Here is a 25,941-nt window from a genome sequence, read left to right as displayed (position 1 = left end):
GAATTTTCAATGGGATAAGCGGGGCGAGGATGACATTGCGCGATCGGCTGTTGGCGCTGTTGGTGGTGGTGATCTGGGGCGTGAATTTCGTGGTAATCAAGTTCGGCCTGCAGGGGATGCCGCCGTTCCTGTTGGCCGGGATGCGTTTTTTACTGGTGGCGTTGCCGGCGATCTTCTTTATCCCGCGCCCGATCATCCCGTGGAAATGGCTGTTGCTCTACGGCATGACCATGAGCTTCGCGCAGTTTGCCTTTCTGTTTGTCGCCATCAAGGTGGGCATGCCGGCGGGGTTGGCCTCGCTGGTGTTGCAGGCGCAGGTGTTCTTCACCCTGCTGTTGGGTGTCGTGCTGATGGGCGAAAAGCTGCGCGTGAATCATTTCGTCGGCATCGCCATCGCCAGCGGCGGCATGCTGGCGCTGGCGCAGGCCAGCCTGCATAAGCCGGGCAGCGGCGCGGTCCCCCTGGCGGGCCTGCTGCTGACCCTGGCGGCGGCGTTCTCCTGGGCGCTGGGCAACCTGACCAACAAGAAGATCCTGGCCGGTTTCCCGCAGCGCAACATTTTGTCGCTGGTGGTGTGGAGCGCGCCGATCCCGGTACTGCCGTTCCTGATTTGCAGCTGGCTGTTCGACGGCCCGCAGGCGGTGTTGGCCAGCCTGAGCCATGTGCAGGTCGGCACCTGGCTGGCGGTTGCCTATCTGGCGTTCGCCGCCACGCTGTTCGGTTATTCGGTATGGGGCAGCCTGCTGGGGCGCTACGAAACCTGGCGCGTCGCGCCGCTGACGCTGCTGGTGCCGCTGGTCGGGCTGTTCGCCGCCTGGCTGCTGCTGGACGAAGCGCTGTCGCCGGCGCAGTTCGGCGGCGCGTTGCTGGTGCTGGCCGGCATGGCGGTCAATACCTTCGGGTTGCCGCGCCGACGGGCCGTCGCGGTGCGCTAAACCTAACAGGGCAATTCTGTTCAATACGTTGTCGGCGCGGCCCGGCATTCTGGCGCCTGTGAATTTTTCCTCAGGTGCCCTCATGAATAATATCTACCTTTCCATGGCCGCATTTGCGCTGGCGGCCTCCATCACGCCCGGCCCGGTCAACATCGTCGCATTGAGCGCCGGGGCGCAGTTCGGCTTTGGCGCGACCCAGCGTCACGTGTTCGGCGCCACGCTGGGGTTTACCCTGTTGCTGGTGCTGCTGGGTTTGGGCATGCACCAACTGCTGATCCTGTGGCCGGCGTTGACCCGCTTGATCCAATGGGCCGGCGTGGCCTTCCTGCTGTTTATGGCCTACCGGCTGGCGTTTGACGACGGCAGGCTGGGCAACGGCGAGGCGCAGGCGCCTTCCTGTTGGTACGGCGCGCTGATGCAATGGCTGAACCCCAAGGCATGGCTGGCGTCGGTGGCCAGCCTCGGGGCGTTTGTCGGCGACGGCGACATCCGGCTGCTGTGGCAGTTCGCCGGGCTCTACTTCGTGATTTGCTATGCTTCGGTGGCCTGCTGGGCTTACGTTGGCGCGATGTTGCGCGGCCTGCTCAGGCAGGCGCGCAACGTACAACGCTTCAATCGCGTGATGGCGGCGTTGCTGGCGGCCAGCGCCTGCTATCTGTTGGCGGAGGGTTTTTGATACTGGCCGGGTGTCGCGGCCAGCAGCTGTTTGAAGGTGCGCTGGAAGTGCGCCTGATCGGCAAAGCCGCTTTCGCTGGCGGCCGCGGCGATCGGCAGGCCGCTTTTCAATAGCCGATGGCCGTGCTGCACGCGGCGATTGACCAGATAGGCGTGCGGCGTCATGCCGTAGCGCTGGCGGAAGGCGCGGATCAGGTAGGAGGGCGAGAGCGCGGCGGCGTGGCAAATGTCTTCCAGCGTCAGCGACTGAGTGCAGTGCGCGTCGATAAACGCCGCCGCCGCTTCCAGTCGGGGGTGCGGCGGCGTCTCCGGCTGGCGGCCGCTGCCCAGCGCGAGCTGCAGGGCGCTGAAATACTCCACCAGGGCGATCTGTTTTTCCAGCGCGCCGCACTGCGCGTTCGTCAGCAGCGCGTACAGTTGGTTCAGCCCGTTGAACAGCGCCGGATCGCGGCTGAGCGGCCGGCTGAAGGGGACAAAGCGGTCGCCGTCGCCGCCCATCATTTCCTGCTGCAGCGCGCCGAGCCAGGCGAGATCGAGATAGAACATGATGTATGACCAACGGCGGTCGGCGATCGGGTTGCAGGCATGCGCCTGCTGCGGATTGATGACAACCACATCGCCGGCGCCGACCTGCATGCGCCGCTCGCCGTTGACATAGGTGCTGACGCCGCCGGTGATGGCGCCGATGGAAAAGAATTCGTGGCTGTGCAGGCTGTAGCACACTTTGCGGCCATCATTGATGGCGCGCGCTTCGACAAAAGGCAACTGCGGGTCGCGCCAGAACTGGGGCGTTTTTTCACTCATGCGCTTTCCTTTTCACTGCGGCGGCATCACAGTGTTATAGCCTGAAAGCGACGAAAAGGGGAATGGCGGATGATAATTTTTAACGTGTTCGGCCGCCTGGTAGGCGTGAAGCGTATCGGGGACGAATGGCGGCTGTTCCGCGTGACGCTGCCGGAGCGCAAATATGCCCCCAGCTACGATATCGTGTTGCCGGCGGATCTGCGCGAAGAGGAGATCGCCGGCTATCTGGGGGATATCTATCACGAAGCCGCGACCCCGCAGCGGCCGGACGTGTTTCGCGTCGAGTAGCGCGGGCGTTACTCTTCCGCGTTGCGCGCCATGAGGCGGCGCTGATGTTCCTCGCTGGCGGCCTGGATCTCTTCCAGCACCGAGCCGACGTCGGCGCGCTTCTGGATTTCGCTGAATCGGCCGCTGAGGACGCTGTCCGGCGTCAGCGTGCCTTCCTGATACAGCGCCCAGATCTCTTTGGCATATTGGCTGTCGCGCAGCTCCGGCGCAAATTGGCCGTAATATTCCGCCAGATTGTCGATATCGCGCTCGAACATGCTTTTGGCGTGGTTGTTGGCGGCGGCGTCCACCACCTGCGGCAGATCGATGATCACCGGCCCGTCTTTATCCATCAGCACGTTGAATTCCGACAGATCGCCGTGCACCAAGCCGGCGCACAGCATGCGCACCGCGTAGTTCATCATCAGAGCATGATCGGCGCGCGCCTGTTCCGGCGTCAGGATAACATCGCTCAGACGCGGCGCCACCAGGCCTTCCTCGTCGGTGATCAGCTCCATCAGCAGCACGCCGTCCAGGCAGATGTCCGGCTGCGGCACCCGCACCCCGGCCCTGGCCAGCAGATACAGCGCGTCCACTTCGGTGTTCTGCCAGGCTTCTTCCTGTTGCTGACGGCCGAATTTGGAGCCTTTGTTCATGGCGCGCGCGTCGCGGCTGTTGCGCACCTTGCGCCCTTCCTGGTAGTGCACGGCCTGCTTGAAGTTACGCTTCTCGGCTTCTTTGTACACTTTGGCGCAGCGGATCTCATCGCCGCAGCGCACGATAAACACGTCGGCTTCTTTGCCGCTTTTCAAACGGCGGATGACTTCGTCGATTAACCCGTCATCCACCAGCGGCTGGAGTCGTTTTGGAATTTTCATGCAGCCTTGTACCCTATTTAGGCTCCGGTGTGAATGGCTTGCGCAGTTGATAGCGTAAGTTAGACCCGAAAGGCAAACATTAGTTTTGCCGCCGCGGCATCATTGCGCGGCGGCGGGCGTTCACAGGCTGCCTGTCGGCACCCAGACGCTGACGCTGCCGGCGTTGACCGGGAAATGGGCGCTGCCCTGGTCGTCGGTGGTGATTTCCTCCTGGCGGTTACCGAGGAAATCGTGCCAGGCGGTGCGCGCCAGATCGGCGCCGAGCGCGACCGTCTTGCCGCTTTCGCCGCCGTTGGTCAATACCACCACGCAGCCGGGGGCGTCGGCGGTGCCGGCGCGGCTGAAGGCCACGCAGTGGCTGTCGTCGAAGTAGTCGGTTTGCGGGCCGTTGGCGAAGCGCTGGCGGGCGGCAATCAGCTTCTCCAGCTCCGGGATCGCCGGCATGTCAATCTGGTACTCGCCGCCGTCACGCCCTTTATCGCGGTAACTGGCGCCATAAAGGTCGGGGTAAAACACGCAGGGCACGCCCTGTTCGCGCAGCAGGATCAGCGCGTAGGCCAGCGGTTTGAACCAGGGTTCCACCGGCGCCTCCAGCGATTGCAGCGGCTGGGTATCGTGGTTGGCGACCAGCGTCACCGCGTGGGCCGGATCGGCGGCGGTCAGGGTATCGGTGAAGATCTGCGCCATGTCGAAGCCGTCGCCCTGTTTTGACGCCTGATGAAACTTCAGGTGCAGCGCCACGTCGAACAGCATCACTTTGCCGTCCACCAACTCGATGTATTGTTGCAGCGCGCTGAGATCGTGCGACCAGTATTCGGCGACGATAAACAGATCGCGCTGCGCGCTGTCGCGCACGTGATCCGCCCACTCTTTGAAGAACCAGGCGGGAATGTGTTTGGCAGCGTCGAGGCGGAAGCCGTCGCACGGCAGCGTGTCCAGTAGCCAGCGCGCCCAGTATTTGAGCTCCTCCGTCACGGCGGTATTGCGGAACTCCACGTCGGCGCCCATCAGGTAGTCGTAGTTGCCTTTCTCGTCGTCGACCTGATCGTTCCAGCCGTCGTCGCCGTAGTCGTTGGCGATTTTAAACACCCCTTTATCGTCCGGCTGCTCAACGTAATCGACGCCGCTGAAGCATTTGTAATCCCAGATAAACTCGGAATGCGCGCCCTGGCGGCCGGGGAAGGTAAAGCGGGTATAGGCCAGCGCGTCGAAGCCCTGGTCGTCGATGTCGTTGCGGTTGTTGGCGTCCACCTTGAACACGTGCACCCGTTCTTTCTCGTCCGCGCCGAGCTTGTGGTTGAACACCACGTCGTAGAGCACCCCCACGCCGTGTTCGCGCAGCGCAGTGGCGGCGTGTTCGAGTGCCGCCTTGTCGCCGTATTTGGTGGCCACGCTGCCTTTCTGGTCAAACTCGCCCAGATCGAACAGATCGTAGGTGTCGTAACCGACGGAGTAACCGCCGGAAGCGCCTTTGTAGGCGGGCGGCAGCCACAGATCGGTAATGCCCAGTTCGGCGAGGTGCGGGGCGCGTTCGGCGGCCTCCTGCCACAGTTTGCCGCCGTCGGGGTAGTACCAGTGGAAGAATTGCAGCAGGGTGGTTTTTTTCGTCATGAGCCAGCGTCCCGGTTAGCCAGAAGGAAAGGAGCAGTTAAAGCATGGGCTACTTTTGGCAAAAGGGACAAGTTTGGCATAGGCGGCCCGAGAAGGCCGCCCGAGAGACTGCTTAACGCTGGCTGGCGTAATGAGGTGAGCGCGGGCCATAAAGAATGGCGCCGTTCTGACCTGTTGCCGACAGGAGGCGAGTGTTGGCGATGGCACCAATGTCGAACCCTTTGTCGCTGATGGTATCCGCGATTTGTGAAATCGCGGCGCTGATCACCATGCCCAGCAGGCCACCTGAATTGTTGTTGCCTTCGTTGCTGGATGCGGTGGCGGTGCCGGCCCACAGCTGTTTGCCGTTGCGCAGGTCAACCAGGCGAGCGGCTACGGTAACGCGAGTTTCGCTGCTGATCACCATGTAGCTGGTACCGTATTGCGTGACATCCAGGTACAGCACGGTGTCGGCGCCGAAAATCTGGTGCAGTTTTTTCGGACTGACGGCGCGGATGTCGTTGGCGTTGGTTAGACCGTTTTGCAGAAAGGTTTCCTCCACTACAGCGACCGGCAGCACATAATAACCGGCTTCGGCCAGCGGTAAGGTTGCACTGGCGAGCACGCTGTGGCTGGCTTTGACATCCGGCGACTGATTAACCGGCGGCAAGACCAGGATCGACTTCGGCTTGCTCTCATGGAATGCCGCATAGTCATAAGGCGTTTGCTTGGCACAGCCGCTCAGCAACAGGATGGCGGTAACGCTGAGGAAAGTGAGTACACGCTTCATTTAAAGCTCCCCTTATCCTTGGCCATCAGGAAATTCATAAACGATGCCGATTCCGGGAACAGCGCTTTTTCCGTGTTGAATTCACTCATGGCTTGTCCGTCGTTGCCGGTTTTGCTGTACAGCAGTCCCAGTTGCGCATGCAGCCCCGGCGGTACGGCTTTATCCTTGGCGCGGGATTTCTCGACGATCTCTTTCAGCGTAGCGATCTGCTGCTCAGGGCTTTGCCCATCCTGCTGGTAGTATTGATAAAGAGAAGTTTGGTAGCCATCCCAATTGTAAAGCGTTTTCGGCGCGGCGCAGCCGGCCAACAGAGTCGCTGCAAACAGCGCCCCGCCCATTTTTTTAGTTATCATCTTTCTGCTCTAGTCCGTTAGTTAGCAGGGCGCCATGCGCCGTTTTCGAGACCGGTAACCAGGTTATTGACGGCTTCACGCACGGCCAGATCCAGCACCTTGCCGTTAAGGGTGGAGTCGTAGCTGGCGGTGCCCCCGAAACCGATGATTTCGCGATTGGACAGTTCGTATTCACCGGCGCCCTGAGAGGAATAGACGACTTCTGAGGTCTGTACGTTCACGACGTTCAGATTAACTTTGGCGTAAGCGACCTGTGATTTACCACGGCCCAAAATGCCCCACAGCTGATGATCGCCGACTTCTTTGCGGCCGAATTCAGTGACATCGCCGGTAATCACATAGTTGGCACCTTTCAGCGTTTGTGCTTTCCCTTTAATGCCGGCTTCAGTTTTCAACTCTTCCATGTTGGCGCGATCCAGCACGTTGAAACGGCCAGTCTGCTGCAAATGCGTGATCAGGATAGTCTTGGACTGATTGCCCAGCCGATCGACGCCATCGGAGAAGATGCCATTCATGTAGCTGGAGCGGTTGTCGAATTTACCGACGGCGATAGGGCTGCGTGGGCCCTGATAAGTGGTGTTGTAGGAAGCCACTTTCGGCACTTCCAAAGAGCGGGAGGATTCGGTCGCACAGCCCGCCAGCAAAGTGACGGAAAGGGCGACGGAACAGACGGCGAGTGATTTTTTCATTGGCATGCGATCTCTCCATGAGCATAAAACGGCGCGGGAGCAACCCGTGCCCGATGTTTCCATAACGAGCGTTGTCGCCGTTATGGAAGCGCTGCGATCCTGCCATGAATATGTAACAAATTACAACAAGATATCGGCATTAATGCCGCTATTAACATTGTTGTAACCTATTGTAATGCAATGGATTGATATCGATTTCTTCTCTCATCCGCAGATTTTTTCACGATTGTATGTTTTTTAACTGGTTTATTGTTTTATCAACATTAAATTAATGAATTTTTATTCTGATTTTTTTGAATTAATCAGTTTACTGTATTGGGTAATGTAACGTTTTGCATCAGCTCCTCTGTTATACCGGGGTTCATGGCGGTTTGATGATCCGTTAAGGTAGTGAGAATTAGGTAACACTATCAACTAAATCTCATTTTTTATCGGTAGCTAATTGGGGATATCAATTGTGAACATCAGGGATTTCAGAGCATTGGCGCGCAATTTGGTCAGAGAATTCGGCATGTTGAACAAGCAGAGCAACGGCTCGCGCTTTTCGCCGCTGCAGATCCATCTGATGATCGAAGTCAGCGAGCAGCCGCTGGGCGTCACCGAGCTGGCGGCCCGGCTGTGCATCGACAAGGCCAGCGCCAGCCGGGCGCTGCGCAGCCTGGTGGCCGCCGGCGTGATAGAAACGGTGGATCATCCGGATGACAGGCGGCACAACCTGCATCGGCTGAGTAAACAGGGCGGCAAGGCGCTGGCCGGCATCGAGAGCGACGCCGACGGCTTTATGCAGGCGGCGCTGGCGCAGTTGGACGACGATGAGCTGGCGAGCACCACTGCGGCGATGAAAAAGATGACTGCGGCGCTGCGCAGCGCGCGCAAACAGCGCGACGCCAACCTGCGGGTGCGGCCGATCGCCGAGCGCGACGATGCGGCGATGGCGGCGATCATTCGCGAGGTATTTCGCGAGTACGGCATGGACAAGATGGAAGGGGTCAGCCTGCACGATCCGGATCTCGATCGGCTGACCGGCCTGTATCATGACAACGGCGGCCGCTACTGGGTGCTGGAGCGGGACGGGCTGGTGGTGGGGGGCGTCGGCATGGCGCCGCTGGCCGGCGAAGAGCCCGGCTATTGCGAACTGCAAAAACTGTTCTTCAAACCCGGCGCGCGCGGGCTGGGCATGGCGCGCTATATGGTGGTGCAGGCGCTGAAGGCGGCGCGGGCGGCGGGGTACCGCTACTGCTACCTGGAAACCACCGAACAGTTGAAAGAGGCGATCGGGTTATATTACGCGCTGGGTTTCACGCTGCTGACGGAACGGCGCGGCAATACCGGCCACCACGGCTGCAATGTGTGCATGCTGAAAAATCTGCAGAACGACGATATGTGAGCGGTTTCAAGGTTAACGCCCGCGCCTTGTGTCACCCTGTTAACCGTTTGATAACAATCACAACGTTTTATCAGGGAGGAGAATTATGTTGGGGGATCCCATGGCGCTGTCTGCGCTGGTCACGCTGGTGGTCATCGCGCTATGGGCCAGCGCCCGTTTGCCGGAGTATTTGGTCGCGTTGCTGTTCTTTGCGGCGGTGATGGTATTGCAGCTGGCACCCGCCGCGGTGACCTTTTCCGGTTTCGCGTCTTCCGCATTCTGGCTGGTGCTCAGCGGTTTCGTGTTGGGCACCGCCATCCGCAGCACCGGCTTGGCGGATCGCCTGGCCAACCGACTCTTGCCGCATCTGGCCGGTTCCTGGCCGCGCCTGGTGGGCGGCGTGGTGGCGATAAGCTACGCGTTGGCGTTTGTCATGCCCTCCAATATGGGGCGGATTACGCTGCTGATGCCGATCGTCATGGCGTTGGCCGAGCGCGCCGGCCTGGCGGAAGGCTCGCGCGGCCGCATCGGTTTGGCGCTGGCGGTGGGGTTCGGCACCTTCCAGCTTTCCGCCAGCATCCTGCCGGCCAACGTGCCTAACCTGGTGATGAGCGGCGCGGCGGAAAGCGCCTACGGCAGCCACTTCGCATATCTCTCTTATCTGCTGTTGCATGCTCCGGTGCTCGGGGTGGCCAAAGGCGCGCTGCTGACGCTGTGCATCTGTGGCCTGTTCCGTGCCCGGCCGCAGCCGGTGGCGACCGAGGCGGGGCAAACGCCGCTCAGTGCCGCCGAGTGGCGGCTGATCGCGCTGTTGGGCATTACGGTACTGTTGTGGATGACCGACAGCTGGCACGGCATCGCCCCCGCCTGGATAGGGTTGGCGGCGGCCTGCTTCTGCCTGTTGCCGCGCATCGGTTTTCTCAACGGCGAGCAGTTCGCCGCCGGGGTCAACGTGCGCACCTGTATTTACGTGGCGGGGATCCTGGGGCTGACCGCATTGGTCAGCCACTCGGGGCTCGGCGATCGGTTGGGCGGCGCGCTGCTGGCGATGATGCCGGATCTGCACGGCAAGCCGTTTACCGCATTCGGTTCGCTGGTGGGGATCACCGCGCTGTTGAATTTCGTGGTGACCGCCAACGGCGTGCCGGCGCTGTTTACCCCGCTGGCGCAGGCGTTGTCCGCAGGCAGCGGCTTGCCGCTGCTGACGGTGCTGATGACCCAGGTGATCGGTTACGCCACGCCGCTGTTGCCGTATCAGGCCTCGCCGATCGTGGTGGCGATGGGGATGGGCAAAGTGCCGGCGCGCGAAGGGCTAAAGCTGTGCCTGCTGTTGGCCGCGCTCAGCTTTGCGCTGCTGGTGCCGTTGGACTATCTGTGGTTCAGGCTGCTGGGGTGGATCCCGTAAACAGCCCCGCGCCGCCGGCAAAGCAGTCTTCGTCCAGCGTCAGGGTGGCGATTTTATGCACCGGTCCGCGCATGCTGACCTGAAAATCGCCGCTGAAGGCGATCTGCAGTTCGCCGCCCGGCATCCGCACACTAACCCGCTCGCCGACTCGCCCCAACTTGCGCATCACGCTGGCGGCGGCGCAGCTGCTGCTGCCGGAGGCGAGGGTAAAGCCGGCGCCGCGCTCCCAGATGCCGATGCGCAGCGTCTGGCGATCGACCACTTCCACCAGTTGTACATTGGTGCGTTTCGGGAACAGCGGATGGCGCTCAATCTGCGGTCCGAGCCGATGCACCTGCGCCAGATCCAGTTTTTCCACCGGCACCACGCAGTGCGGGTTGCCCATCGACACCAGCGAAACGCTTAACGTCTCCTCCTTCAGGGGCAGCGGATAGTTCAGCGCCTCCGGCAGATCGATCAAGGCCGGCAGCGCCGCCGGGCTGAAATTGGCGCGCCCCATCTCCACGTTTATCTGATGCGCGTCTTCCGCCACCTGGCAACGCACGTCGCCGCCGGCGGTATGCACCAGAAACGGCTGATGCGCCACGCGCTTGCTGTCGAACAGATACCGCGCGTAGATACGCAAGCCGTTGCCGCTTTTCTCCGCTTCGGAGCCGTCCGGGTTGATGATGCGCAGGGTGGGATTGACGGCGTCGCCGCTGTCGATCAGCAGGCCGTCGGAACCGATGCCGTAATGCGGGTGGCACAGCAGACGGATCTGTTCCTGGCTCAGGCGATCGGCGACCGAACGATGGCATACCAGGTAGTCGTTGCCCAGACCGTGATATTTGTGAAACAGCAGGGGAGTCATGGCGTTGCTCGGCTCAGCGGGAAGAGGTCGCTACAGCTTACAACAGAACGTTGGCGTTAAAGCAAACAAAAGGCGGCCTGAGCCGCCCTTTTGCACGATTGCCGATCCGGCCATTAATTGTAGATGATCGCGGTGCCGTGCAGTTTGTTGTCACCGGTAGTGGCGATGATCTGGAAGGATTTGGCGCCCGCCGCGTCGGCTTTGGCCGCCAGTTTGTTTTCCAGGCTGCTCAGGTCGGACGCGCCGCTGACGGTAACGACGCCGGCTTTTTGCAGATCGGCCGGTTGAGCGTTGACCAGTTCGGCGGCGAAGCTGCCGAAGGAGACGGAAGCCAGTGCGATGGCGGCGATGGTCATTTTCAGGTTTTTCATGGTCTTATTTCCTATCAGTGTTCTTTACGATGTTTGTTTTGTAAGGTCGTTAAATTAATTAACGATCGATAATTTAATATTAGGTGCCGGTTTGACAGATTGCAAGTATTTTTTTAATGCTCGTTAATTAATTTTTTTTACGCCCTGGCGTTGTGAGCAAAAGAACAGGCAACCTGTTGGCTTAATACGTTGTTATTGATAGATTTCTGCAGTGCCATGCAGTTGGTTGTTACCGCCGGCACCGATGATGCGGAAGGATTTGGCGCCAGCCTGATCGGCTTTGGCGGCCAGGCTGCTTTCCAGCGAGGTCAGATCGGATGCGCCGCTGACGGTGATGACGCCCACTTTCTGCTGGTCTGCCGGTTGGTTCTGGACCAAATCAGCGGCGAAGCTGCCGAAGGAAACGCTGGCCAGAGTGAGAGCTGCTAAAGTTAATTTTAAGTTTTTCATGATATTATTTCCTTTCCGATAACGGTAAATAGAGGGGTTTAATCCGCTTCGCTAAATTATCTTAACGATCGATAACTAAATGCTAATCGGTTCTCGACGAGGGCGCAATATTTTTTTATAATGATCGTTAAGTTATTTGTGCTAAGCCTGCTGTGGAGCGGGATAGGAGAGGAACGATGAGCATCAATGAAGCGGTCTGCGGCAAGAAAAGCCGTGGCAGACCCAAACAATTTGATCGCGACCGGGCGCTGGAAAGCGCGCTCGATCTGTTCTGGCGGCACGGTTATGAAGCCACCTCGCTGGCCGATCTGGTGGAAGTGACCGGCGCCAAGGCGCCGACGCTGTATGCCGAGTTCGGCAACAAAGAAGGGATGTTCCGCGCGGCGGTGGAACGCTATCTGCAAAAATACACCACCTGCACTAACCAACTGTTGGAGCAGGATCTGCCGGTGGCCGAGATCGTCGAAGCCTACGTGCGTTCTTCCGCCGAGGTATTTACCGACCCCGACACGCCGTCAGGCTGTTTCATGGTGTGCGCCTCCGCTGCGCTGTCGTCCGCTTCCGACGACGTCGCCCAGATGCTGCGCAAAAAGCATCATGCGCAGGAAGCGGCGCTGAAGGCCTGCTTCGATCGCAAGGTGCAACAGGGCGAGCTGCTGGCGAAAACCGATACCGCGCTGCTGGCGAAATACGTGATTTGCACCATTGAAGGCATGTCGGTGCAGGCGCGAGAAGGGGCAAGCCGGGACGATCTGTTGCGGTTGCTGGAGGCGCTGATGCTGGTGTGGCCGCGGCTCAGCCAGATTGGCAATAAGGTGTAGAAACAGGCCCGGTTTTTACCGCAATGCTGATCAGTTAGCGTTTTTCTGCAGGCGTTCGTGACATTTTCGGTCGATAAAAGTGATATGCCCCATGTGGCTCACGCACCTCGACCGAGCCAGGGGCCGAAGGCGCAGCCCCTGGCAACCCGCGCCTTTGCCCTATCAGACGGTTGGCTTTGCCAACGTTACTCAGCCCATCCCTGGGCCTCGCCCCTTCGGGGCCGCTGCAAGCAGCGTTCAAATCTGCTCCAGGCAGATTTGTCCTCTCTCCGCCATAGCGCATTGAGGCCGGTTGCGACAGGCGTCCCTGCCTGTCTCACCTGAAACCGCCGTCCATGGCGGTTTCGCCTAATGCGCTATGCCTGCGTTCGGCGTCTTCAAGGGCGCCCAACACCGCGCTCATCTCCAACTTCTCTACCAGAACCTTATAAGCGACAGATTTCCCGGTAGCAGCCAGCTCAGGTGTTGGCCTTTAGCGCGCATCACCGGCTGCCGAGCAAGACGGCGTTGTCAGGGTCAACCGGCCAGGGAAGGCCGGTTGAGGCGAGACTAACAGGGACGTTTGTCGCAGCCGACCCGCCCGACAACGCAGACGCGGCGAGGGTATCCGCGTAGCGGACAGATGGTGTTAAGCGAAGGCGCGGGTGGAGGGGCCGCGCCATCGGTCCCTCCAATTGCCGTTCATATTGGCCACAGAGAAATGCGGACATTTACGGCAATTCCCCTGCACAGAACGCCCAGAGGCTGGATAAAAAAATGCCACTCAGGCTTAAGTGAGCGGCATTGCGGCTTTTACCGGGCCATTTAACCCACTACTGATTGACCGGGATCACCGCGCCCTGGTACTTCTCGCGGATAAAGTCTTGAATCGGCTTGGAGTGCAACACTTTCACCAGCGCCACGATCTCCGGCTTGTTCACGTCGGCTTTGTGCACGGTGATGATGTTGGCGTACGGGTTGTTTTCGCCGCTTTCGACCGCGATCGGATCCTTGGTCGGATTCAGCCCGGCGTCGATGGCGTAGTTGGCGTTGATCACCACGGCGTCACCTTCGTTGTTGTTGTACATCTGCGGCAGCAGCGCGCCTTCAACGTTAGCCTGGAACTTCAGGTGTTTCGGGTTTTCCACCACGTCGGCGATGCGTGCATCCACCTTGCTCACCCCTGGCTTCAGCTTGATCACGCCTTCCCGTTCAAAGATTGACAGAATGCGGCCTTCTTCCGCCACCGCGTCGCGCATGATGATTTTGCCGTTTTCCGGCAGATCTTTCAGGCTCTTGTACTTCTTCGAGTAGATGCCGATAGGCTCAATATGGATCGCGCCGGCGCTGACGAAGTCGTAGCTCTTGTCGTCGGCGTGGTCTTTCAGCACCGAGTTCAGGTAAGGCACGTGCTGGAAGTAGTTGGCGTCGATGTCGTGGCTGGCCAGCGCGGTGTTCGGCAGGATGTAGTCCTGGAAGCGCTTGATCTGCAGATCGATGCCTTCCTTCGCCAGTATCGGTTTGGCCTGTTCGAGGATCTCGGCGTGCGGCACGTTGGAGGCGCCGACCACCAGCTTGGTCGCTGCCGTGGCGCCAAATGAGGCTAGGGTGGCGACGGAGGCGAAAGCCAACATCAGTAGGTGCTTTTTCATCATCGTTTTCCTTGGTTAATTAACGTTTATCGAGCGTTCTTGTCAGGGTGTCGCCGATGAACTGAATGACGAAAACGATCAGCAGAATCGTCAGCGTCGCCACCAGCGTCACGTCACTGTGGTTGCGTTGGAACCCCTCCAGATAGGCCAGGTTGCCCAGGCCACCGGCGCCGATCACCCCGGCCATCGCGGTGTAGCTCACCAGCGCGATCAGGGTGACGGTGATGCCGGAAACCAGCGCCGGCGAGCTCTCCGGCAGCAATACGCGGAAAATCAGGGTGCGGTTTTTGGCGCCCATCGAGCGCGCCGCCTCGATCACCCCTTTGTCGACCTCGCGCAGCGCGATCTCTACCAGCCGGGCGTAGAACGGCGCCGCGCCGACGATCAGCGCCGGCAGGGCCGCGTCCGCGCCGAGAATGGTGCCGATCAGCGATTTGGTGAACGGGATCAGCAGCACGATCAGAATGATGAACGGAATGGAGCGGAAGACGTTGACCAACACGGAGATCAGCGAGTAGACCGCCCGGTTCTGCCACAGCTGGCCCTTGGAGGTTAAAAACAGCAGCACGCCGAGCACGATGCCCAGCACCAACGTGGCCAAACCGGCGATGCCGGTCATGTACAGCGTTTCCCAGGTGGCGTCCCACAGTTGGTCCAGACGCAGGTGGGGGAACAGGGATTCAATCATGTTGGATAACCTCGACGGCGATGTCTCTTTCGTTCAGCAGGCTGAGCATGTCGGCGACGTGTTGTTCATTGCCTTCGGCGTGGATGTACAGTTCGCCGAACGAACCGTTGAGGGTGTGGCTGATCTTGCCGTGCAGAATGTTGACGGTGAGCGGGTAGCGCCGAATCACCTCGGCGATCACCGCCTGATGAGTTTGTTCGCCGACGAAGGTCAGCTTGAAGATCGTCCCCGGCAGGTGGGCGGTGAGCTGCGGGTTGAAGCTCTCAGCCGTGTCCGCATACTGCGACACCTGTTTGACGAACTGCCGGGTGATCGGCTGCTGTGGCCGAGTGAACACCTCGAGCACCGGCCCCTCTTCGACGATGCGGCCGTTTTCCATTACCGCCACGCGGTGGCAGATTTTGCGCACCACGTGCATTTCGTGGGTGATCAGCACGATGGTCAATTTCAGCTGGCGATTGATGGCCAGCAGCAGGTCGAGAATAGCGTCGGTGGTTTGCGGATCGAGCGCTGAGGTGGCCTCGTCGCACAGCAGCACGCTCGGGTTATTGGCCAGCGCGCGGGCGATGCCGACGCGCTGTTTCTGGCCGCCGCTGAGCTGCGACGGGTAGGCGTTTTCGCGCCCCTGCAGGCCAACCAGCGCGATCAGTTCCGCCACGCGCGGCGCAATCTGCGCCTTGGGCACGCCGGCGATCTGCATGGAAAAAGCGATGTTTTGGCTGACGGTGCGCGACCACAGCAGGTTGAAGTGCTGAAACACCATGCTGATTTTCAGGCGCGCCTGGCGCAGGTGGCTGCCTTTGGCGCGGGCGATATCGAATCCGCCCACGTCAATGCGGCCGCTGGTGGGCTTTTCCAGACCGTTGAGCAGGCGGATCAGCGTGCTTTTGCCGGCGCCGCTGTAGCCGATGATGCCGTAAATTTGCCCGGCTTCTATCGCCAGGCTGACGTCGTCAACCGCCACGACGCGGCCCTGTGCGCTGTCAAAAGTTTTGCAAACGTTCGAAAGAACGATCATAGCGAAGCGGATCCTTATCGATACTTCACAGCATTCCGTCCAGAGCGCGGTGCGCCGGACAGGGATCGTTCGGCTTTTCTGCGGGGCACAACCCGGCAGGGAGTGGCGGACGGAATCTCTGTTGCGGGTGAATACCGGGCAATCCTACCGAGGGTTTATAGTGACAGGAAGAATGTAAATTCTATTACTTATTCTGATTTGATATATAAAACAGTGGGTGAAACAGGGGGAGAGAAAACCGGCCGCGGGGCGGCCGGCGGGAGGGCTAGCGTTTGTCCAGCTTCATGTGCAGCAGCGGGAACGGGTTGCCCTGGCCGTCGAGCGGCGAGCGGCCGGTGATGACAAACCCGTAGTGGCGGTAGAAGCCGCTGGCCTGCGGATTTTGCTCGTTCACGTCCAGCTGCAGCTCATCGTGCAGCGTTTCCGCGTGGGTCAGCAGCGCTTTGCCCACGCCTTTGCCGCGCTGATCGGCATCGATAAACAGCATCTCCACCTTGTTGCCGTTCAGACCGATAAAGCCGCAGGGATGCCCCGGCTGCTCTTCGGCCACCCAAACGTTGACCGCCGGCAGGTAGTCGTTCAGCACCAGCGGGAACAGCTGTGCGATGTTGTCTTCGGTTAAAAAGTGGTGAGTGGCGCGCACCGAACGCAGCCAGATATCTGCCAATTGCGCGTTGTCTTCCGCCGCGCGTGCTCTGATGGTAATCATCGAACTCTCTGCTATCTAAGTTGAAGGAAAAGAAACTAGATAGAGGTTTTGTGGGGTTAGTGCCGAATTAACGTGGGTTAACGCCCTGCAAAGCGCCTCTGCAGTGGATCGAATAGGCCCGCCTGGTTGCAAGCGGTATAACAACTGTAATTCAGTAAGTTAAAGCTTTCAACCGCCGCAGGGCGCAATGAGGCGCTCGCCGCGTGATACACTGGCCGCTGAATGAGCAAGAGGGCGGCAGGATGGAAGCGGTACGCGCAGCGATAGAAAAACAGGTGCTCAGCCTGACCGGGTTGGCGCTCGGCGGCGTCGATTTTGAGAATCCGCCCGGCGATCCGGGGCTGTTCGGCCCGCAGTCGGTCATCTGGCAGGTACACCGCGATTTCACCCCGATGCTGTGCGGCGGCGTCAGCGCCTTGCTGTTGCAAATGCTGCACCCGTTGGCGCTGGCCGGCGTATGGGATCACTCCAACTTCCGCGACGATATGATTGGCCGCCTGCGCCGCACCAGCCAGTTCGTGTCGGTCACCACCTTCGGCCCGACCGCCGAGGCGGAGCGGCTGATCGCCAAAGTCAAAGCCATCCACCTGCGGGTGACCGGCGTCGGCAGCGACGGCACGCCCTATGCCGCCAGCGATCCGGCGCTGCTGACCTGGGTGCACGTGGCGGAGAGCAGCCGTTTTCTGGCCAGCCACCTGCTCTACCGCAACCCGCATCTTTCCCGCGATTTGCAGGATCAATACTATCGCGAAGCGGCGCGCGTGGCCGCCGCGCTGGGGGCGACCGCTATCCCTCAGTCCTGCGCGGAGGTAGACGACTATCTGCAGGCGATGCGGCCGCAGCTGGTCTGTGACGAACGCACCCAAGAGGTGGCGCGCATTCTGCTGAAGGCGCCGGCGCCGAGCGTGTTGGCGCGCCCGCTCGGCGGGGTGGTGATGCAGGCGGGCATCGATCTGTTGCCCGATTGGGCGCAGCGGCAGTTCGGCTTTCATCCGGGCGCGTTGCGGCGGCGGTTGGTGCGAACGGGGGCTGCAGGCCTCGGCAAAGTGCTGGGCGCGTCGATGCGCAACGGTTCCTATCAGCGCGCGGTGCGGCGCATCACTCAGCCGTCATGAGCCGCAGCCGCTATAATTAACCTTTGTTTATCTTCGTTTACGGCCGTTTTTGAGACTTTTACGGGTGATCCGGCCAGTAATGCGTTTTACACTTGAGGGCAAAGCCACATTCCATTTTTTGCGCGCAGCCGATTCTGCCGCGCCCTGACCCTATTGAGGTGATATGAACGAGTCATACGTACTTGCTGAAGTCAGCAATGAGAACCAGACGCTGGTCGCGGTGGTTCAGCAAGGGAGCAGGGCAGCCTATTTTTACATTTATCCCGCCGAAGCCTACAGCGATCGCTATCAGGTGCGCGCCTGCTGGCTGCGCAATCTGGCCGCCGCGCCGCTGCAGGAAGATCGCGCCGCGCTGGAGCAGGGGCAGCCGCCGATGCTGGCGGCGGAATTTTGCCGCAACCTGGAAGGGGAAGCGCCGCTGAACCCGGAAGGGCTGAGGGTGGTGTGGAGCGAAAGCGACGACGGCGCGGCCCTGTGGTATTACGGCCAATTGCTGGCGGTGATCCCCGGCTGGAGCCTGTATATCGACCATTCGGTGTGCTATTCGGCCAGCTGCATCAAGGAGAGCCCGTTGGCCTATCCGCTCGGTTCGGCCTCGACCAACACGCAATATGCGCAGGCGGAAAGCACCCGCCAGTTCTGGCGCAGCTGGCAGCGTGAAGAGGGCAATCCGTGGCCGAAGATGCAGCGCGATTTTCAGGCGCGCTATGAGCAGCATTTCGGCCCTTCGGTAAAATACTACGCCATCGATCAGGGCAAGTGGCCGCCGATGGCCATCACTCAGCACGAGCGCGACGGCATCTATTACTTCCTCACCATGGGCGTCAGCATTCGGCCGATGCCGTGGGTGGAGATCCTGTTCAACGATGAGGCTTCGCGCTATCGCCGCATGGAGATGGCGATCGCCATCGACAGCCAATACATGACCGAAGACAACGCGGTGCAGATGGCCAGCGCGCTGGCCGGTTTCGCTCACGCCCCTTGGGCGCGGCTGACCTGGATCGGCGAAGGGCATACGCTGGAGTCCGACGTGGCACCGTTGGGCTATGAAGGCTATATTTTATCGTCGTCCTTCTACCCGCATCACGCGCACCTGACGTTGCCTCAGCAGTATGGCGACCCGGTGAATCTGTTCTGGGCCAGCCCGGTGTTTACCGCCGAGCGCCAGCTGGCGCACGCCACGCCGAACGGCGGGCATGATCTGGTGCACAGGCTGCGCGAGCAGGGCGTCGACCATATTTTCCGCCCGCGCCAGCCGGTGTGCTGACGCGACTTGTCTCGTCTTCTCTTCGGGAGCCGCCATGACCAGCGCGCTGTTGATTATCGATGTGCAGGAAGGGTTGTTTACGCCGCCGCCGGCGGATGCTGCGGGCACCGTTGCGCGCATCAACCAACTGAGCGAGCGCGCCCGCCGGGCGGGCGTGCCGGTGATCGTGATTCAGCACCATACGCCGGACGACGAACTGCCGCACGGCAGCGCCGCCTGGCAAGTGCTTGCGGCGCTGAAGGTGGCGCCAGGCGACCATCGGGTAGATAAAACCACGCCGGACTCGTTCCTGCGCACTTCGCTCGGCGCGTTACTGATCGCCAACGGCGTATCGCAGCTGGTGGTTTGCGGCTACTCCACGCCGTTTTGCATCGATACCACGGTGCGCAGCGCGGCGGCGCACGGCTATCCGGTGACGCTGGCGGCGGATGCGCATACCTGCCACGACAAATCCTATGCCGACGGTTTGCTGATCCGCACCCACCATAACGAGACACTGTCGAATATCGACAGCTTCGGCGTGCCGATCCGCGCCGTTCCCGCGGCGGACATCGTGTTCTGAGAACGAAGAAACGGGGGCCGAGGCCCCCGTTCGTTATTTCAGGCCCGCCCGCCGCGCCGCCACCTTGGCCAGCGCCGCCCAGTCCAGATCCGCATCCCCCTGCGCCATCGCGTCGAGGAAATTGTCTTTCAGCACCCCGGCGAACGGCATCGGCGTATGGCTGTCGGCGCCGGCGGCCAGCGCCAGCCCGACGTCCTTCAGCCCCAGCGCCAGCCGGAATCCGGCGGGTGAATACTTCTCGGCGGCGATCAGCGCGCCATAGCCCTGATAGGCCGGGGCGGCGAAGACGGTGCTGCTCAGCATCTGCAGGTAGTCGGCGCCGGAAACGCCGTGGTTGCGCACCAGCGCGCTGCCTTCCGCCATCGCTTCAATGGCGCTGGCCAGCGTAAAGTTGGTGGCGATTTTGACCACGTTGGCCTGCGCCGGATCGGCGCCGAAATGCCAGGTTTTCTGGCCGAGGGCATCGAACAGCGGCTGCGCTTGCTTCAGCCGCTCGCTATCGCCGGCCGCCAGAATATTCAGCTTGCCGGCGGCGGCCACGTCGACCCGGCCCAGCACCGGCGCGGCGAGATAACCGATGCCGTGTTCCGCATGCAGCGTCGTCAGGCGTTTGGCGAGTTCGACCGAGATAGTCGCCATATTGATATGCAGCGCGCCCGGTTTCATCCGCTGCAGCAATCCGCTGTCCACCACCACCTGTTGCGTCGCGGCATCGTCGGCCAGCATGGTGATCAGCACGTCGGCATCGGCCAACTGTTCCGGCCGTTCGGCCTGCCGCGCGCCGGCGCTCACCAGCGGCTGCGCCGCCTGCGGCGAACGGTTCCATACCGTCAACGCAAATCCCGCCTTCACCAGGTTAGCCGCCATGGCGCTGCCCATCCCACCCAGTCCGGCAAATCCGATCTTCATCATGCGCTCCTTTTTCAGGTTGAAGGTTTTACCCTAGCGCGCCGGGCCAGGAACGCAAATGCCGGAGTGTAACGCCGTCTTACGCGCCGGCGGCGGGCTATTGACGCATTGCCGCTGCGGGTATACCTTGATGGCATGAATATATCGATGCACTCCACCCACAATCAGTCATGGTGGCGCCTCTTCTGAGGCGGCACGAGTATTCACATCTCTTTTTAATGCCGCCGGTTTGGCGGCATTATCTTTTGTGGCGTTGATCCGGCGGTCTACAGACCTTCAGGAGCACTGCCATGAGCTACACCATTCTTACCGGCGATCGCGCCACCGGCCCACTGCATTTAGGTCACTTCGTCGGCTCGCTGCGCCAGCGCGTCGAACTGCAGCACCAGCATAACCAAACGGTGATGGTGGCGGATCTGCAGGGCCTGACCGACAACGGCAACAACCCGCAAAAAATCAGCGCCAACGTGCTCAACGTGGTGGCCGACTATCTGGCGGTCGGCATCGATCCGCACAAGACCACCATTTGCCTGCAGTCGGCGCTGCCGGCGTTGGCCGAGCTGACGATGTACTACCTCAACCTGGTCAGCGTGGCGCGGCTGGAACGCAACCCGACGGTGAAAAGCGAAATCGCCGAGAAGGATTTCGCCCGCAGCCTGCCGGCCGGTTTTCTGATCTATCCGGTCAGCCAGGCGGCGGACATCACCGCCTTCGGCGCCACCCACGTGCCGGTCGGCGAGGATCAGCTGCCGATGCTGGAGCAAACCAACGAGATCGTGCGGCGTTTCAACCACATCGTCGGCCAACCGGTGCTGACGGAGTGCCAGCCGTTGTTAAGCAACGTCGGGCGTCTGCCGGGGCTGGACGGGCAGGGCAAGATGTCGAAATCGCGCGGCAATGCCATTCAGCTTGGCGCCGGCGCCGACGAGGTGCACAAGGCGGTGATGAGCATGTTCACCGATCCCGGCCATCTCAACGTCAGCGATCCCGGCCGGGTGGAGGGCAACATGGTGTTCACCTATCTGGACGCCTTCTGCGAAGACGCAGCGCTGTTGGCGGAGCTGAAGGCGCACTATCGGCGCGGCGGGTTGGGGGACGTGAAAATCAAACGGCTGCTGGAGGATTGCCTGCAGAGCCTGCTCGAACCGATCCGCACCCGCCGCGCCGAATTCATCGCCGATAAAGGCGAGCTGACGCGCATCCTGCAGCATGGCACCCGCCGCGCGCATCAGGTCAGCCAGCAGACGCTGCAGCAGGTCAAGGCGGCGCTGGGGCTGGACTTCTTTAGCCTGGAATGATGCGCACGCCGGGGCGGCACGCGTCACGCCCCGGCCATAAAACCATCATCCCACTGTCATAAACTTATCCGTTAATAGGTGCCCATAATGATTAGCCACTGAAACCAGAGAAATCATATGGCTCAGGCACTGTTAAAATTGGCACAGCACGACTTTCCAGGGCAGCACGCCGCCGCATCCCGCAAAGTGTTATCGGTAAAGGGACTCGGCAAGGCCTACAAAGCGCAGCAGCGCGTGCTGGATGACATCAATTTCGATCTGCATGCCGGCGAATTCGTGGCGGTGATCGGCCGTTCCGGCGCGGGCAAGTCCACGCTGCTGCACACCCTGAACGGCACCATTCCTTCCAGCTGCGGCGAGATGCTGCACTTCGAAGACGATGGCGTGGCGCAGGATATCGCTCAGCTGGCCGGCCGCCAGATGCGCCAGTGGCGCGCGCGCTGCGGCATGATCTTCCAGGACTTCTGCCTGGTGCCGCGGCTGGACGTGATGACCAACGTGCTGCTGGGCCGTCTGAGCCACACTTCCACTCTGAAATCCTTCTTCAAACTGTTCGATGACGCCGACCGCGCTCGCGCCATCGAGCTGTTGCAGTGGCTCAACATGCTGCCGCACGCGCTGCAGCGCGCCGAGAACCTCTCCGGCGGCCAAATGCAGCGCGTCGCCATCTGCCGCGCGCTGATGCAAAACCCGCAAATCCTGCTGGCCGATGAGCCGGTGGCGTCGCTCGATCCGAAAAACACCCGCCGCATCATGGATGCGCTGCAGAAAATCAGCGAAGACGGCATCGCGGTGATGGTGAACCTGCACTCGGTCGAACTGGTGAAAGAGTATTGCTCGCGGGTGATCGGCATCGCCCACGGGAAGATCGTGTTTGACGGGCATCCTTCGCAACTGAACGAACGGATCCTGCACCAGCTGTATGGCGAGGAAGCCAATCAGATCCATTGAAGCACTTTTGACCTTTACCCTTTACACACAAGGCACACCTAATGAAAAAAGTATTGAGTCTGACCACCCTGATGGCCGGCACGATGATGGTATTTAATGCTGCCGCAGCGGATGCGCCGAAAGAGCTGAACCTGGGCATTCTCGGCGGCCAGAACGCCACCCAGCAGATTGGCGATAACCAGTGCGTGAAGCAGTTTCTGGATAAAGAGTTGAACGTCGATACCAAGCTGCGCAACTCATCCGACTATTCCGGCGTGATCCAGGGCCTGCTGGGCGGCAAGATTGACCTGGTGCTGAGCATGTCGCCGTCGTCGTTCGCTTCGGTTTACATCAAGGATCCGAAAGCGGTGGACATCGTCGGCATCGCGGTTGACGACGTCGACCAGTCGCGCGGCTACCACTCGGTGGTGGTGGTGAAGGCCGGCAGCCCGTACCAGAAACTGGAAGACCTGAAGGGCAAGGCCATCGGCTTCGCCGATCCGGATTCCACCTCCGGCTTCCTGATCCCGAACCAGGCGTTTAAAAAGCTGTTCGGCGGCACGGTCGACAACAAATACAACAACACCTTCTCCAGTGTCACCTTCTCCGGCGGCCACGAGCAGGACATCCTCGGCGTGCTGAACGGCCAGTTCGAAGGCGCGGTGACCTGGGCGTCGATGATCGGCGACTACAACACCGGCTACACCAGCGGCGCGTTCACCCGCATGATCCGCATGGATCATCCGGACCTGATGAAACAGATCCGCATCATCTGGCAGTCGCCGCTGATCCCGAACGGCCCGATCCTGGTGAGCAACTCGCTGCCGGCCGACTTCAAGGCCAAAGTGGTCACCGCCATCAAGAAGCTGGATAAAGACGATCACGCGTGCTTTATCAAAGCGATGGGCGGCAAACAGCACATCGGCGACACCACCCTGGCGGAATACCAGACTATCATCGATATGAAGCGCGAGCTGACCAAAGGCGACCGTTGATTCCCGGCTGCCTCGGCCGCCCGAATGAAGGGGTTCAGCATGCTGAACCCCTTGTTCCATAACGATGGAAGACCTGTTTTGAATACCGATTTCGCACACTATTACCAACGGATCCGCAGCAAGCAAAAGCGCGAAGCGCTGCTGTGGTCGCTCGGGCTGGTGGTGCTGTACCTGGGCGCCGGCAACCTCGCCGAGTTCAACCTGCACACCGTCTGGGTGTCTATTCCGCACTTCTTCGACTACCTGGCCGAAACCGTGCCGACGCTGCACTGGAACCTGCTGTTCGCCGATGGGCGTACCGAAGGCTCGCTGGCCTACTGGGGCTATCGCCTGAACATTCAGCTGCCGCTGATCTGGGAGACCCTGCAGCTGGCGCTGGCGGCGACCATTTTCTCGGTGCTGGTGGCGACCGTGCTGGCATTTCTGGCGGCCGGCAATACCTATACCCCGGCCTCGGTGCGGCTGGCGATCCGCACGCTGGTGGCGTTTTTGCGCACCATGCCGGAGCTGGCGTGGGCGGTGATGTTCGTGATGGCGTTCGGCATCGGCGCCATTCCCGGCTTCCTGGCGCTGGCGTTGCACACCATCGGCAGCCTGACCAAGCTGTTCTACGAATCGATCGAAACCGCCTCCAACAAACCGGTGCGCGGGCTGGCGGCCTGTGGCGCCACGCCGCTGCAGCGCATGCGCTTCGGCCTGTGGCCGCAGGTGAAGCCGGTGTTTCTCTCCTACAGCTTCATGCGGCTGGAGATCAACTTCCGTCAGTCGACCATTTTGGGGCTGGTGGGGGCGGGCGGCATCGGCCAGGAGCTGATGACCAACATTAAACTCGACCGTTACGATCAGGTCAGCATGACGCTGCTGCTGATCATCGTGGTGGTTTCCGTGCTCGACTACGTGTCGGGCGAGCTGCGCAAGCGCGTGGTGGAGGGGGCAAAATGACAGCGGGCACTCCGGCATCGGCGGAAACGCTGCGCCAGTTGAAACAGCAGCATCAGGCGATCTTCGCGCAGCAGGGGCGCTACCTGCGCACCGTCGGCCTGATCGCCTTGGCGATCGTGCTGTACTACGTGTTCTTCTTCCTGGTCTTCGGCATTAGCTGGCCGCAGTTTATCAACGGCTGCCAGCAGCTGGGGCGCTATTTCCTGCGCATGTTCGTCTGGCACGACTTCGTCAACTGGCCGTTCATGTACTACTTCCAGCAGATCGGCATCACCATCGCCATCGTGTTCGCCGGCACCATCTCCGCGTCGCTGATCGCGCTGCCGCTGTCGTTCTTCGCCGCGCGCAACGTGATGTCGACGCCGCTGCTGCGGCCGATCTCCGTGCTGGTGCGCCGCTTGCTGGACGTGCTGCGCGGCATCGACATGGCGATCTGGGGGCTGATCTTCGTGCGCGCCGTCGGCATGGGGCCGCTCGCCGGGGTGTTGGCTATCGTGATGCAGGACGTCGGGCTGCTGGGCAAACTGTACGCCGAAGGCCATGAGGCGGTGGACAAGTCCCCCAGCCGCGGCCTGACGGCGGTGGGCGCCAACGGGTTGCAGAAGCACCGCTACGGCATTTTCACCCAGTCGTTCCCCACCTTCCTGGCGCTCAGCCTGTACCAGATCGAGTCCAACACCCGCTCTGCGGCGGTGCTGGGCTTCGTCGGCGCCGGCGGCATCGGCCTGGTGTATGCGGAGAACATGCGGCTGTGGAACTGGGACGTAGTGATGTTCATCACCCTGATCCTGGTGGTGGTGGTGATGATCATGGACAAGGTCTCGTCGCTGCTGCGCAACAAGTACATCATCGGCGAAGATATCCCGCTGTATCAGCAAAAAAGCCAAATCGATTGAGAAACCCCTTGCCGATCCCTATACTGCCGCACATTCAAGGTGTGTGGCAGTCATTTCGTTTCGCAATGTGCGCACGTCCCCGTTAGACAAGTAAAGGCAATGCAATCCCATGATGAACAACGACGTGCTGCGCAGCGTGCGCTATATGCTGAGCATTAACAACGCCAAAATGGTCGAGATTATCAAACTGGACGATTTCGAGGTGGCGGTGTCGGCGATGGACGCTTACGTGATCAAAGAAGGCGAGCCGGGCTACGAGAAGTGCCCTGACGAAGTGATGGCGCACTTCCTCAACGGCCTGGTGTTCTTCAAGCGCGGCAAGGACGACAAGTTCCCGGCGCCGGCGGTTGAACTGCCGATCACCAATAACCTGGTGCTGAAAAAGCTGCGCGTGGCGTTCGAGCTGAAAGACACCGACATGCACCAGATCTTCACCGCGGTGGACTTCCGCATCTCCAAGCCGGAGCTGAGCGCGCTGTTCCGCAAAGAAGGCACCAAGAACTACCGCCCATGCGGCGATCAGATGCTGCGCTACTTCCTCAAAGGGTTGGCGCAGCGCGTTCGCGGCGAGTAACGCGCAGCGTTCACCGAGCCTCAGGCGCAATCGCAAGGTTGCGCCTTTTTTATTGCCGCTCTCCCGCCCGCCGTTGTTGTACAGGCCCTCAGCCATCCACCATCGATGGTGGGCGGGCCGCCCCCCGGTTACTTTCTCATGGTCAATTCAATCACCCAAACCA

At 60.7% G+C, this 25,941-nt stretch carries 29 protein-coding genes; 15 read left to right on the top strand and 14 right to left on the bottom strand.

Features of this window, described 5'->3' with window-relative positions; genetic code table 11:
• Positions 1–29: 29 nt before the first annotated feature.
• Positions 30–935, top strand: a complete 906-nt coding sequence (locus ACJ8PE_RS07255; protein ID WP_273873203.1) for an EamA family transporter — start codon at positions 30–32, stop codon at positions 933–935.
• An 82-nt stretch (positions 936–1,017) separates the two neighbouring features.
• The gene (locus ACJ8PE_RS07250) at positions 1,018–1,611 is read left to right on the top strand and encodes a LysE family translocator (RefSeq protein WP_096242042.1); all 594 of its coding nucleotides are present in this window, start codon (positions 1,018–1,020) and stop codon (positions 1,609–1,611) included.
• Here ACJ8PE_RS07250 and ACJ8PE_RS07245 read toward each other — a convergent pair.
• The gene (locus ACJ8PE_RS07245) at positions 1,587–2,414 is read right to left on the bottom strand and encodes an AraC family transcriptional regulator (RefSeq protein WP_060659791.1); all 828 of its coding nucleotides are present in this window, start codon (positions 2,412–2,414) and stop codon (positions 1,587–1,589) included. The genes ACJ8PE_RS07250 and ACJ8PE_RS07245 overlap by 25 nt on opposite strands.
• A gap of 69 nt (positions 2,415–2,483) precedes the next feature.
• Here ACJ8PE_RS07245 and ACJ8PE_RS07240 point away from each other — a divergent pair, with 69 nt between their 5' ends.
• The gene (locus tag ACJ8PE_RS07240) at positions 2,484–2,702 is read left to right on the top strand and encodes a DUF7661 family protein (protein ID WP_197793845.1); all 219 of its coding nucleotides are present in this window, start codon (positions 2,484–2,486) and stop codon (positions 2,700–2,702) included.
• Between the two features lie 8 nt (positions 2,703–2,710).
• On the opposite strand, the gene ACJ8PE_RS07235 is transcribed toward ACJ8PE_RS07240, so the two are convergent.
• From ACJ8PE_RS07235 to ACJ8PE_RS07215, 5 genes are all read right to left on the bottom strand, one after another.
• Positions 2,711–3,559, bottom strand: coding sequence for a PA4780 family RIO1-like protein kinase (locus ACJ8PE_RS07235; RefSeq protein WP_197793846.1), 849 nt, complete (start codon positions 3,557–3,559; stop codon positions 2,711–2,713).
• A 120-nt stretch (positions 3,560–3,679) separates the two neighbouring features.
• Positions 3,680–5,170: an alpha-amylase gene (amyA, locus tag ACJ8PE_RS07230; RefSeq protein ID WP_197793847.1), complete on the bottom strand. Its 1,491-nt coding sequence runs from the start codon at positions 5,168–5,170 to the stop codon at positions 3,680–3,682.
• Between the two features lie 112 nt (positions 5,171–5,282).
• The gene (locus ACJ8PE_RS07225; RefSeq protein WP_033642306.1) at positions 5,283–5,939 is read right to left on the bottom strand and encodes a DUF799 domain-containing protein; all 657 of its coding nucleotides are present in this window, start codon (positions 5,937–5,939) and stop codon (positions 5,283–5,285) included.
• Positions 5,936–6,292 carry a DUF4810 domain-containing protein gene (locus ACJ8PE_RS07220; RefSeq protein WP_046686634.1) on the bottom strand — a complete coding sequence of 119 codons (357 nt, stop codon included), beginning with the start codon at positions 6,290–6,292 and terminating at the stop codon, positions 5,936–5,938. The genes ACJ8PE_RS07225 and ACJ8PE_RS07220 overlap by 4 nt, the downstream gene beginning before the upstream one ends.
• 17 nt (positions 6,293–6,309) lie before the next feature.
• Positions 6,310–6,981, bottom strand: coding sequence for a CsgG/HfaB family protein (locus ACJ8PE_RS07215; protein WP_033642307.1), 672 nt, complete (start codon positions 6,979–6,981; stop codon positions 6,310–6,312).
• Positions 6,982–7,462: 481 nt separating this feature from the next.
• Here ACJ8PE_RS07215 and ACJ8PE_RS07210 point away from each other — a divergent pair, with 481 nt between their 5' ends.
• Together ACJ8PE_RS07210 and ACJ8PE_RS07205 are read left to right on the top strand one after the other, a co-directional pair.
• The gene (locus tag ACJ8PE_RS07210) at positions 7,463–8,368 is read left to right on the top strand and encodes a bifunctional helix-turn-helix transcriptional regulator/GNAT family N-acetyltransferase (RefSeq protein ID WP_197793850.1); all 906 of its coding nucleotides are present in this window, start codon (positions 7,463–7,465) and stop codon (positions 8,366–8,368) included.
• A gap of 85 nt (positions 8,369–8,453) precedes the next feature.
• Positions 8,454–9,752, top strand: coding sequence for an SLC13 family permease (locus tag ACJ8PE_RS07205; protein WP_197760073.1), 1,299 nt, complete (start codon positions 8,454–8,456; stop codon positions 9,750–9,752).
• On the opposite strand, the gene dapF is transcribed toward ACJ8PE_RS07205, so the two are convergent.
• From dapF to bhsA (ACJ8PE_RS07190), 3 genes are all read right to left on the bottom strand, one after another.
• A complete protein-coding gene (dapF, locus tag ACJ8PE_RS07200; protein WP_197793848.1) occupies positions 9,727–10,602 on the bottom strand; it encodes a diaminopimelate epimerase in 876 nt (291 codons plus the stop codon). The genes ACJ8PE_RS07205 and dapF overlap by 26 nt on opposite strands.
• Before the next feature lie 113 nt (positions 10,603–10,715).
• On the bottom strand, positions 10,716–10,973 hold the full coding sequence (bhsA, locus tag ACJ8PE_RS07195) for a multiple stress resistance protein BhsA (protein ID WP_004939517.1): 258 nt from the start codon (positions 10,971–10,973) through the stop codon (positions 10,716–10,718).
• Positions 10,974–11,165: 192 nt separating this feature from the next.
• Entirely contained in the window at positions 11,166–11,423 is a 258-nt protein-coding gene (bhsA, locus tag ACJ8PE_RS07190; protein ID WP_033637578.1) for a multiple stress resistance protein BhsA, read from the bottom strand.
• 176 nt (positions 11,424–11,599) lie between these two features.
• Between bhsA (ACJ8PE_RS07190) and ACJ8PE_RS07185 the strand changes: the two genes are divergently transcribed.
• Positions 11,600–12,244: a TetR/AcrR family transcriptional regulator gene (locus ACJ8PE_RS07185; RefSeq protein WP_197793849.1), complete on the top strand. Its 645-nt coding sequence runs from the start codon at positions 11,600–11,602 to the stop codon at positions 12,242–12,244.
• Positions 12,245–13,056: 812 nt separating this feature from the next.
• On the opposite strand, the gene ACJ8PE_RS07180 is transcribed toward ACJ8PE_RS07185, so the two are convergent.
• The 4 genes from ACJ8PE_RS07180 to ACJ8PE_RS07165 all read right to left on the bottom strand — a co-directional run bounded on the left by ACJ8PE_RS07180 (position 13,057) and on the right by ACJ8PE_RS07165 (position 16,290).
• Positions 13,057–13,875: a MetQ/NlpA family ABC transporter substrate-binding protein gene (locus ACJ8PE_RS07180; protein ID WP_197760194.1), complete on the bottom strand. Its 819-nt coding sequence runs from the start codon at positions 13,873–13,875 to the stop codon at positions 13,057–13,059.
• A 19-nt stretch (positions 13,876–13,894) separates the two neighbouring features.
• Positions 13,895–14,563 (bottom strand): methionine ABC transporter permease, encoded by a 669-nt coding sequence (locus ACJ8PE_RS07175; RefSeq protein WP_033637581.1) that lies wholly within the window; start codon positions 14,561–14,563, stop codon positions 13,895–13,897.
• Entirely contained in the window at positions 14,556–15,581 is a 1,026-nt protein-coding gene (locus ACJ8PE_RS07170; RefSeq protein WP_187048732.1) for a methionine ABC transporter ATP-binding protein, read from the bottom strand. The genes ACJ8PE_RS07175 and ACJ8PE_RS07170 overlap by 8 nt, the downstream gene beginning before the upstream one ends.
• A 265-nt stretch (positions 15,582–15,846) precedes the next feature.
• A complete protein-coding gene (locus ACJ8PE_RS07165) occupies positions 15,847–16,290 on the bottom strand; it encodes an acetyltransferase (RefSeq protein ID WP_060428973.1) in 444 nt (147 codons plus the stop codon).
• A 242-nt stretch (positions 16,291–16,532) separates the two neighbouring features.
• On the opposite strand from ACJ8PE_RS07165, the gene ACJ8PE_RS07160 reads away from it, so the two are divergent.
• The 3 genes from ACJ8PE_RS07160 to ACJ8PE_RS07150 all read left to right on the top strand — a co-directional run bounded on the left by ACJ8PE_RS07160 (position 16,533) and on the right by ACJ8PE_RS07150 (position 19,234).
• Positions 16,533–17,405: an oxygenase MpaB family protein gene (locus ACJ8PE_RS07160; protein ID WP_197793181.1), complete on the top strand. Its 873-nt coding sequence runs from the start codon at positions 16,533–16,535 to the stop codon at positions 17,403–17,405.
• 163 nt (positions 17,406–17,568) lie between these two features.
• Positions 17,569–18,672 carry a suppressor of fused domain protein gene (locus ACJ8PE_RS07155; RefSeq protein WP_197793175.1) on the top strand — a complete coding sequence of 368 codons (1,104 nt, stop codon included), beginning with the start codon at positions 17,569–17,571 and terminating at the stop codon, positions 18,670–18,672.
• 34 nt (positions 18,673–18,706) lie between these two features.
• Positions 18,707–19,234, top strand: a complete 528-nt coding sequence (locus ACJ8PE_RS07150; RefSeq protein ID WP_042783932.1) for a cysteine hydrolase family protein — start codon at positions 18,707–18,709, stop codon at positions 19,232–19,234.
• A 33-nt stretch (positions 19,235–19,267) separates the two neighbouring features.
• Here ACJ8PE_RS07150 and ACJ8PE_RS07145 read toward each other — a convergent pair whose 3' ends face one another.
• A complete protein-coding gene (locus tag ACJ8PE_RS07145) occupies positions 19,268–20,143 on the bottom strand; it encodes an NAD(P)-dependent oxidoreductase (RefSeq protein WP_197760195.1) in 876 nt (291 codons plus the stop codon).
• 290 nt (positions 20,144–20,433) lie between these two features.
• Between ACJ8PE_RS07145 and trpS the strand changes: the two genes are divergently transcribed.
• The 6 genes from trpS to ACJ8PE_RS07115 all read left to right on the top strand — a co-directional run bounded on the left by trpS (position 20,434) and on the right by ACJ8PE_RS07115 (position 25,778).
• On the top strand, positions 20,434–21,441 hold the full coding sequence (gene trpS / locus ACJ8PE_RS07140; protein WP_164107453.1) for a tryptophan--tRNA ligase: 1,008 nt from the start codon (positions 20,434–20,436) through the stop codon (positions 21,439–21,441).
• A 117-nt stretch (positions 21,442–21,558) separates the two neighbouring features.
• On the top strand, positions 21,559–22,392 hold the full coding sequence (gene phnC / locus ACJ8PE_RS07135; protein WP_041034041.1) for a phosphonate ABC transporter ATP-binding protein: 834 nt from the start codon (positions 21,559–21,561) through the stop codon (positions 22,390–22,392).
• 41 nt (positions 22,393–22,433) lie between these two features.
• The gene (gene phnD, locus ACJ8PE_RS07130) at positions 22,434–23,366 is read left to right on the top strand and encodes a phosphonate ABC transporter substrate-binding protein (RefSeq protein ID WP_197793174.1); all 933 of its coding nucleotides are present in this window, start codon (positions 22,434–22,436) and stop codon (positions 23,364–23,366) included.
• Positions 23,367–23,444: 78 nt separating this feature from the next.
• Positions 23,445–24,308 (top strand): phosphonate ABC transporter, permease protein PhnE, encoded by an 864-nt coding sequence (gene phnE / locus ACJ8PE_RS07125; RefSeq protein WP_016928590.1) that lies wholly within the window; start codon positions 23,445–23,447, stop codon positions 24,306–24,308.
• The gene (gene phnE / locus ACJ8PE_RS07120) at positions 24,305–25,204 is read left to right on the top strand and encodes a phosphonate ABC transporter, permease protein PhnE (protein WP_197793173.1); all 900 of its coding nucleotides are present in this window, start codon (positions 24,305–24,307) and stop codon (positions 25,202–25,204) included. Before phnE (ACJ8PE_RS07125) ends, phnE (ACJ8PE_RS07120) begins: the two co-directional genes overlap by 4 nt.
• Positions 25,205–25,313: 109 nt before the next feature.
• Complete coding sequence (locus ACJ8PE_RS07115; RefSeq protein ID WP_004939471.1) at positions 25,314–25,778, top strand: DUF1456 family protein; 465 nt, start codon at positions 25,314–25,316, stop codon at positions 25,776–25,778.
• Positions 25,779–25,941 lie beyond the last annotated feature (163 nt).

This window comes from Serratia sp. CY74737 (genome assembly GCF_052166775.1).
Lineage (GTDB): Bacteria > Pseudomonadota > Gammaproteobacteria > Enterobacterales > Enterobacteriaceae > Serratia > Serratia ureilytica.
This window is presented reverse-complemented; position numbering and strand designations above follow the sequence as displayed.

Bases quoted from the DNA above. Each gene is read 5' to 3' on its own strand.
- ACJ8PE_RS07160 (WP_197793181.1), top strand. From the start codon at position 16,533: ATGGAAGCGGTACGCGCAGCGATAGAAAAACAGGTGCTCAGCCTGACC.
- ACJ8PE_RS07235 (WP_197793846.1), bottom strand. From the start codon at position 3,559: ATGAAAATTCCAAAACGACTCCAGCCGCTGGTGGATGACGGGTTAATC.
- ACJ8PE_RS07205 (WP_197760073.1), top strand. From the start codon at position 8,454: ATGTTGGGGGATCCCATGGCGCTGTCTGCGCTGGTCACGCTGGTGGTC.
- ACJ8PE_RS07175 (WP_033637581.1), bottom strand. From the start codon at position 14,563: ATGATTGAATCCCTGTTCCCCCACCTGCGTCTGGACCAACTGTGGGAC.
- ACJ8PE_RS07170 (WP_187048732.1), bottom strand. From the start codon at position 15,581: ATGATCGTTCTTTCGAACGTTTGCAAAACTTTTGACAGCGCACAGGGC.
- dapF (WP_197793848.1), bottom strand. From the start codon at position 10,602: ATGACTCCCCTGCTGTTTCACAAATATCACGGTCTGGGCAACGACTAC.
- ACJ8PE_RS07115 (WP_004939471.1), top strand. From the start codon at position 25,314: ATGATGAACAACGACGTGCTGCGCAGCGTGCGCTATATGCTGAGCATT.
- trpS (WP_164107453.1), top strand. From the start codon at position 20,434: ATGAGCTACACCATTCTTACCGGCGATCGCGCCACCGGCCCACTGCAT.
- bhsA (WP_033637578.1), bottom strand. From the start codon at position 11,423: ATGAAAAACTTAAAATTAACTTTAGCAGCTCTCACTCTGGCCAGCGTT.
- ACJ8PE_RS07245 (WP_060659791.1), bottom strand. From the start codon at position 2,414: ATGAGTGAAAAAACGCCCCAGTTCTGGCGCGACCCGCAGTTGCCTTTT.
- ACJ8PE_RS07165 (WP_060428973.1), bottom strand. From the start codon at position 16,290: ATGATTACCATCAGAGCACGCGCGGCGGAAGACAACGCGCAATTGGCA.
- ACJ8PE_RS07250 (WP_096242042.1), top strand. From the start codon at position 1,018: ATGAATAATATCTACCTTTCCATGGCCGCATTTGCGCTGGCGGCCTCC.
- bhsA (WP_004939517.1), bottom strand. From the start codon at position 10,973: ATGAAAAACCTGAAAATGACCATCGCCGCCATCGCACTGGCTTCCGTC.
- ACJ8PE_RS07185 (WP_197793849.1), top strand. From the start codon at position 11,600: ATGAGCATCAATGAAGCGGTCTGCGGCAAGAAAAGCCGTGGCAGACCC.
- ACJ8PE_RS07155 (WP_197793175.1), top strand. From the start codon at position 17,569: ATGAACGAGTCATACGTACTTGCTGAAGTCAGCAATGAGAACCAGACG.
- ACJ8PE_RS07145 (WP_197760195.1), bottom strand. From the start codon at position 20,143: ATGAAGATCGGATTTGCCGGACTGGGTGGGATGGGCAGCGCCATGGCG.
- ACJ8PE_RS07215 (WP_033642307.1), bottom strand. From the start codon at position 6,981: ATGAAAAAATCACTCGCCGTCTGTTCCGTCGCCCTTTCCGTCACTTTG.
- ACJ8PE_RS07180 (WP_197760194.1), bottom strand. From the start codon at position 13,875: ATGAAAAAGCACCTACTGATGTTGGCTTTCGCCTCCGTCGCCACCCTA.
- ACJ8PE_RS07220 (WP_046686634.1), bottom strand. From the start codon at position 6,292: ATGATAACTAAAAAAATGGGCGGGGCGCTGTTTGCAGCGACTCTGTTG.
- amyA (WP_197793847.1), bottom strand. From the start codon at position 5,170: ATGACGAAAAAAACCACCCTGCTGCAATTCTTCCACTGGTACTACCCC.
- phnC (WP_041034041.1), top strand. From the start codon at position 21,559: ATGGCTCAGGCACTGTTAAAATTGGCACAGCACGACTTTCCAGGGCAG.
- ACJ8PE_RS07255 (WP_273873203.1), top strand. From the start codon at position 30: ATGACATTGCGCGATCGGCTGTTGGCGCTGTTGGTGGTGGTGATCTGG.
- ACJ8PE_RS07240 (WP_197793845.1), top strand. From the start codon at position 2,484: ATGATAATTTTTAACGTGTTCGGCCGCCTGGTAGGCGTGAAGCGTATC.
- ACJ8PE_RS07150 (WP_042783932.1), top strand. From the start codon at position 18,707: ATGACCAGCGCGCTGTTGATTATCGATGTGCAGGAAGGGTTGTTTACG.
- phnE (WP_197793173.1), top strand. From the start codon at position 24,305: ATGACAGCGGGCACTCCGGCATCGGCGGAAACGCTGCGCCAGTTGAAA.
- ACJ8PE_RS07225 (WP_033642306.1), bottom strand. From the start codon at position 5,939: ATGAAGCGTGTACTCACTTTCCTCAGCGTTACCGCCATCCTGTTGCTG.
- phnD (WP_197793174.1), top strand. From the start codon at position 22,434: ATGAAAAAAGTATTGAGTCTGACCACCCTGATGGCCGGCACGATGATG.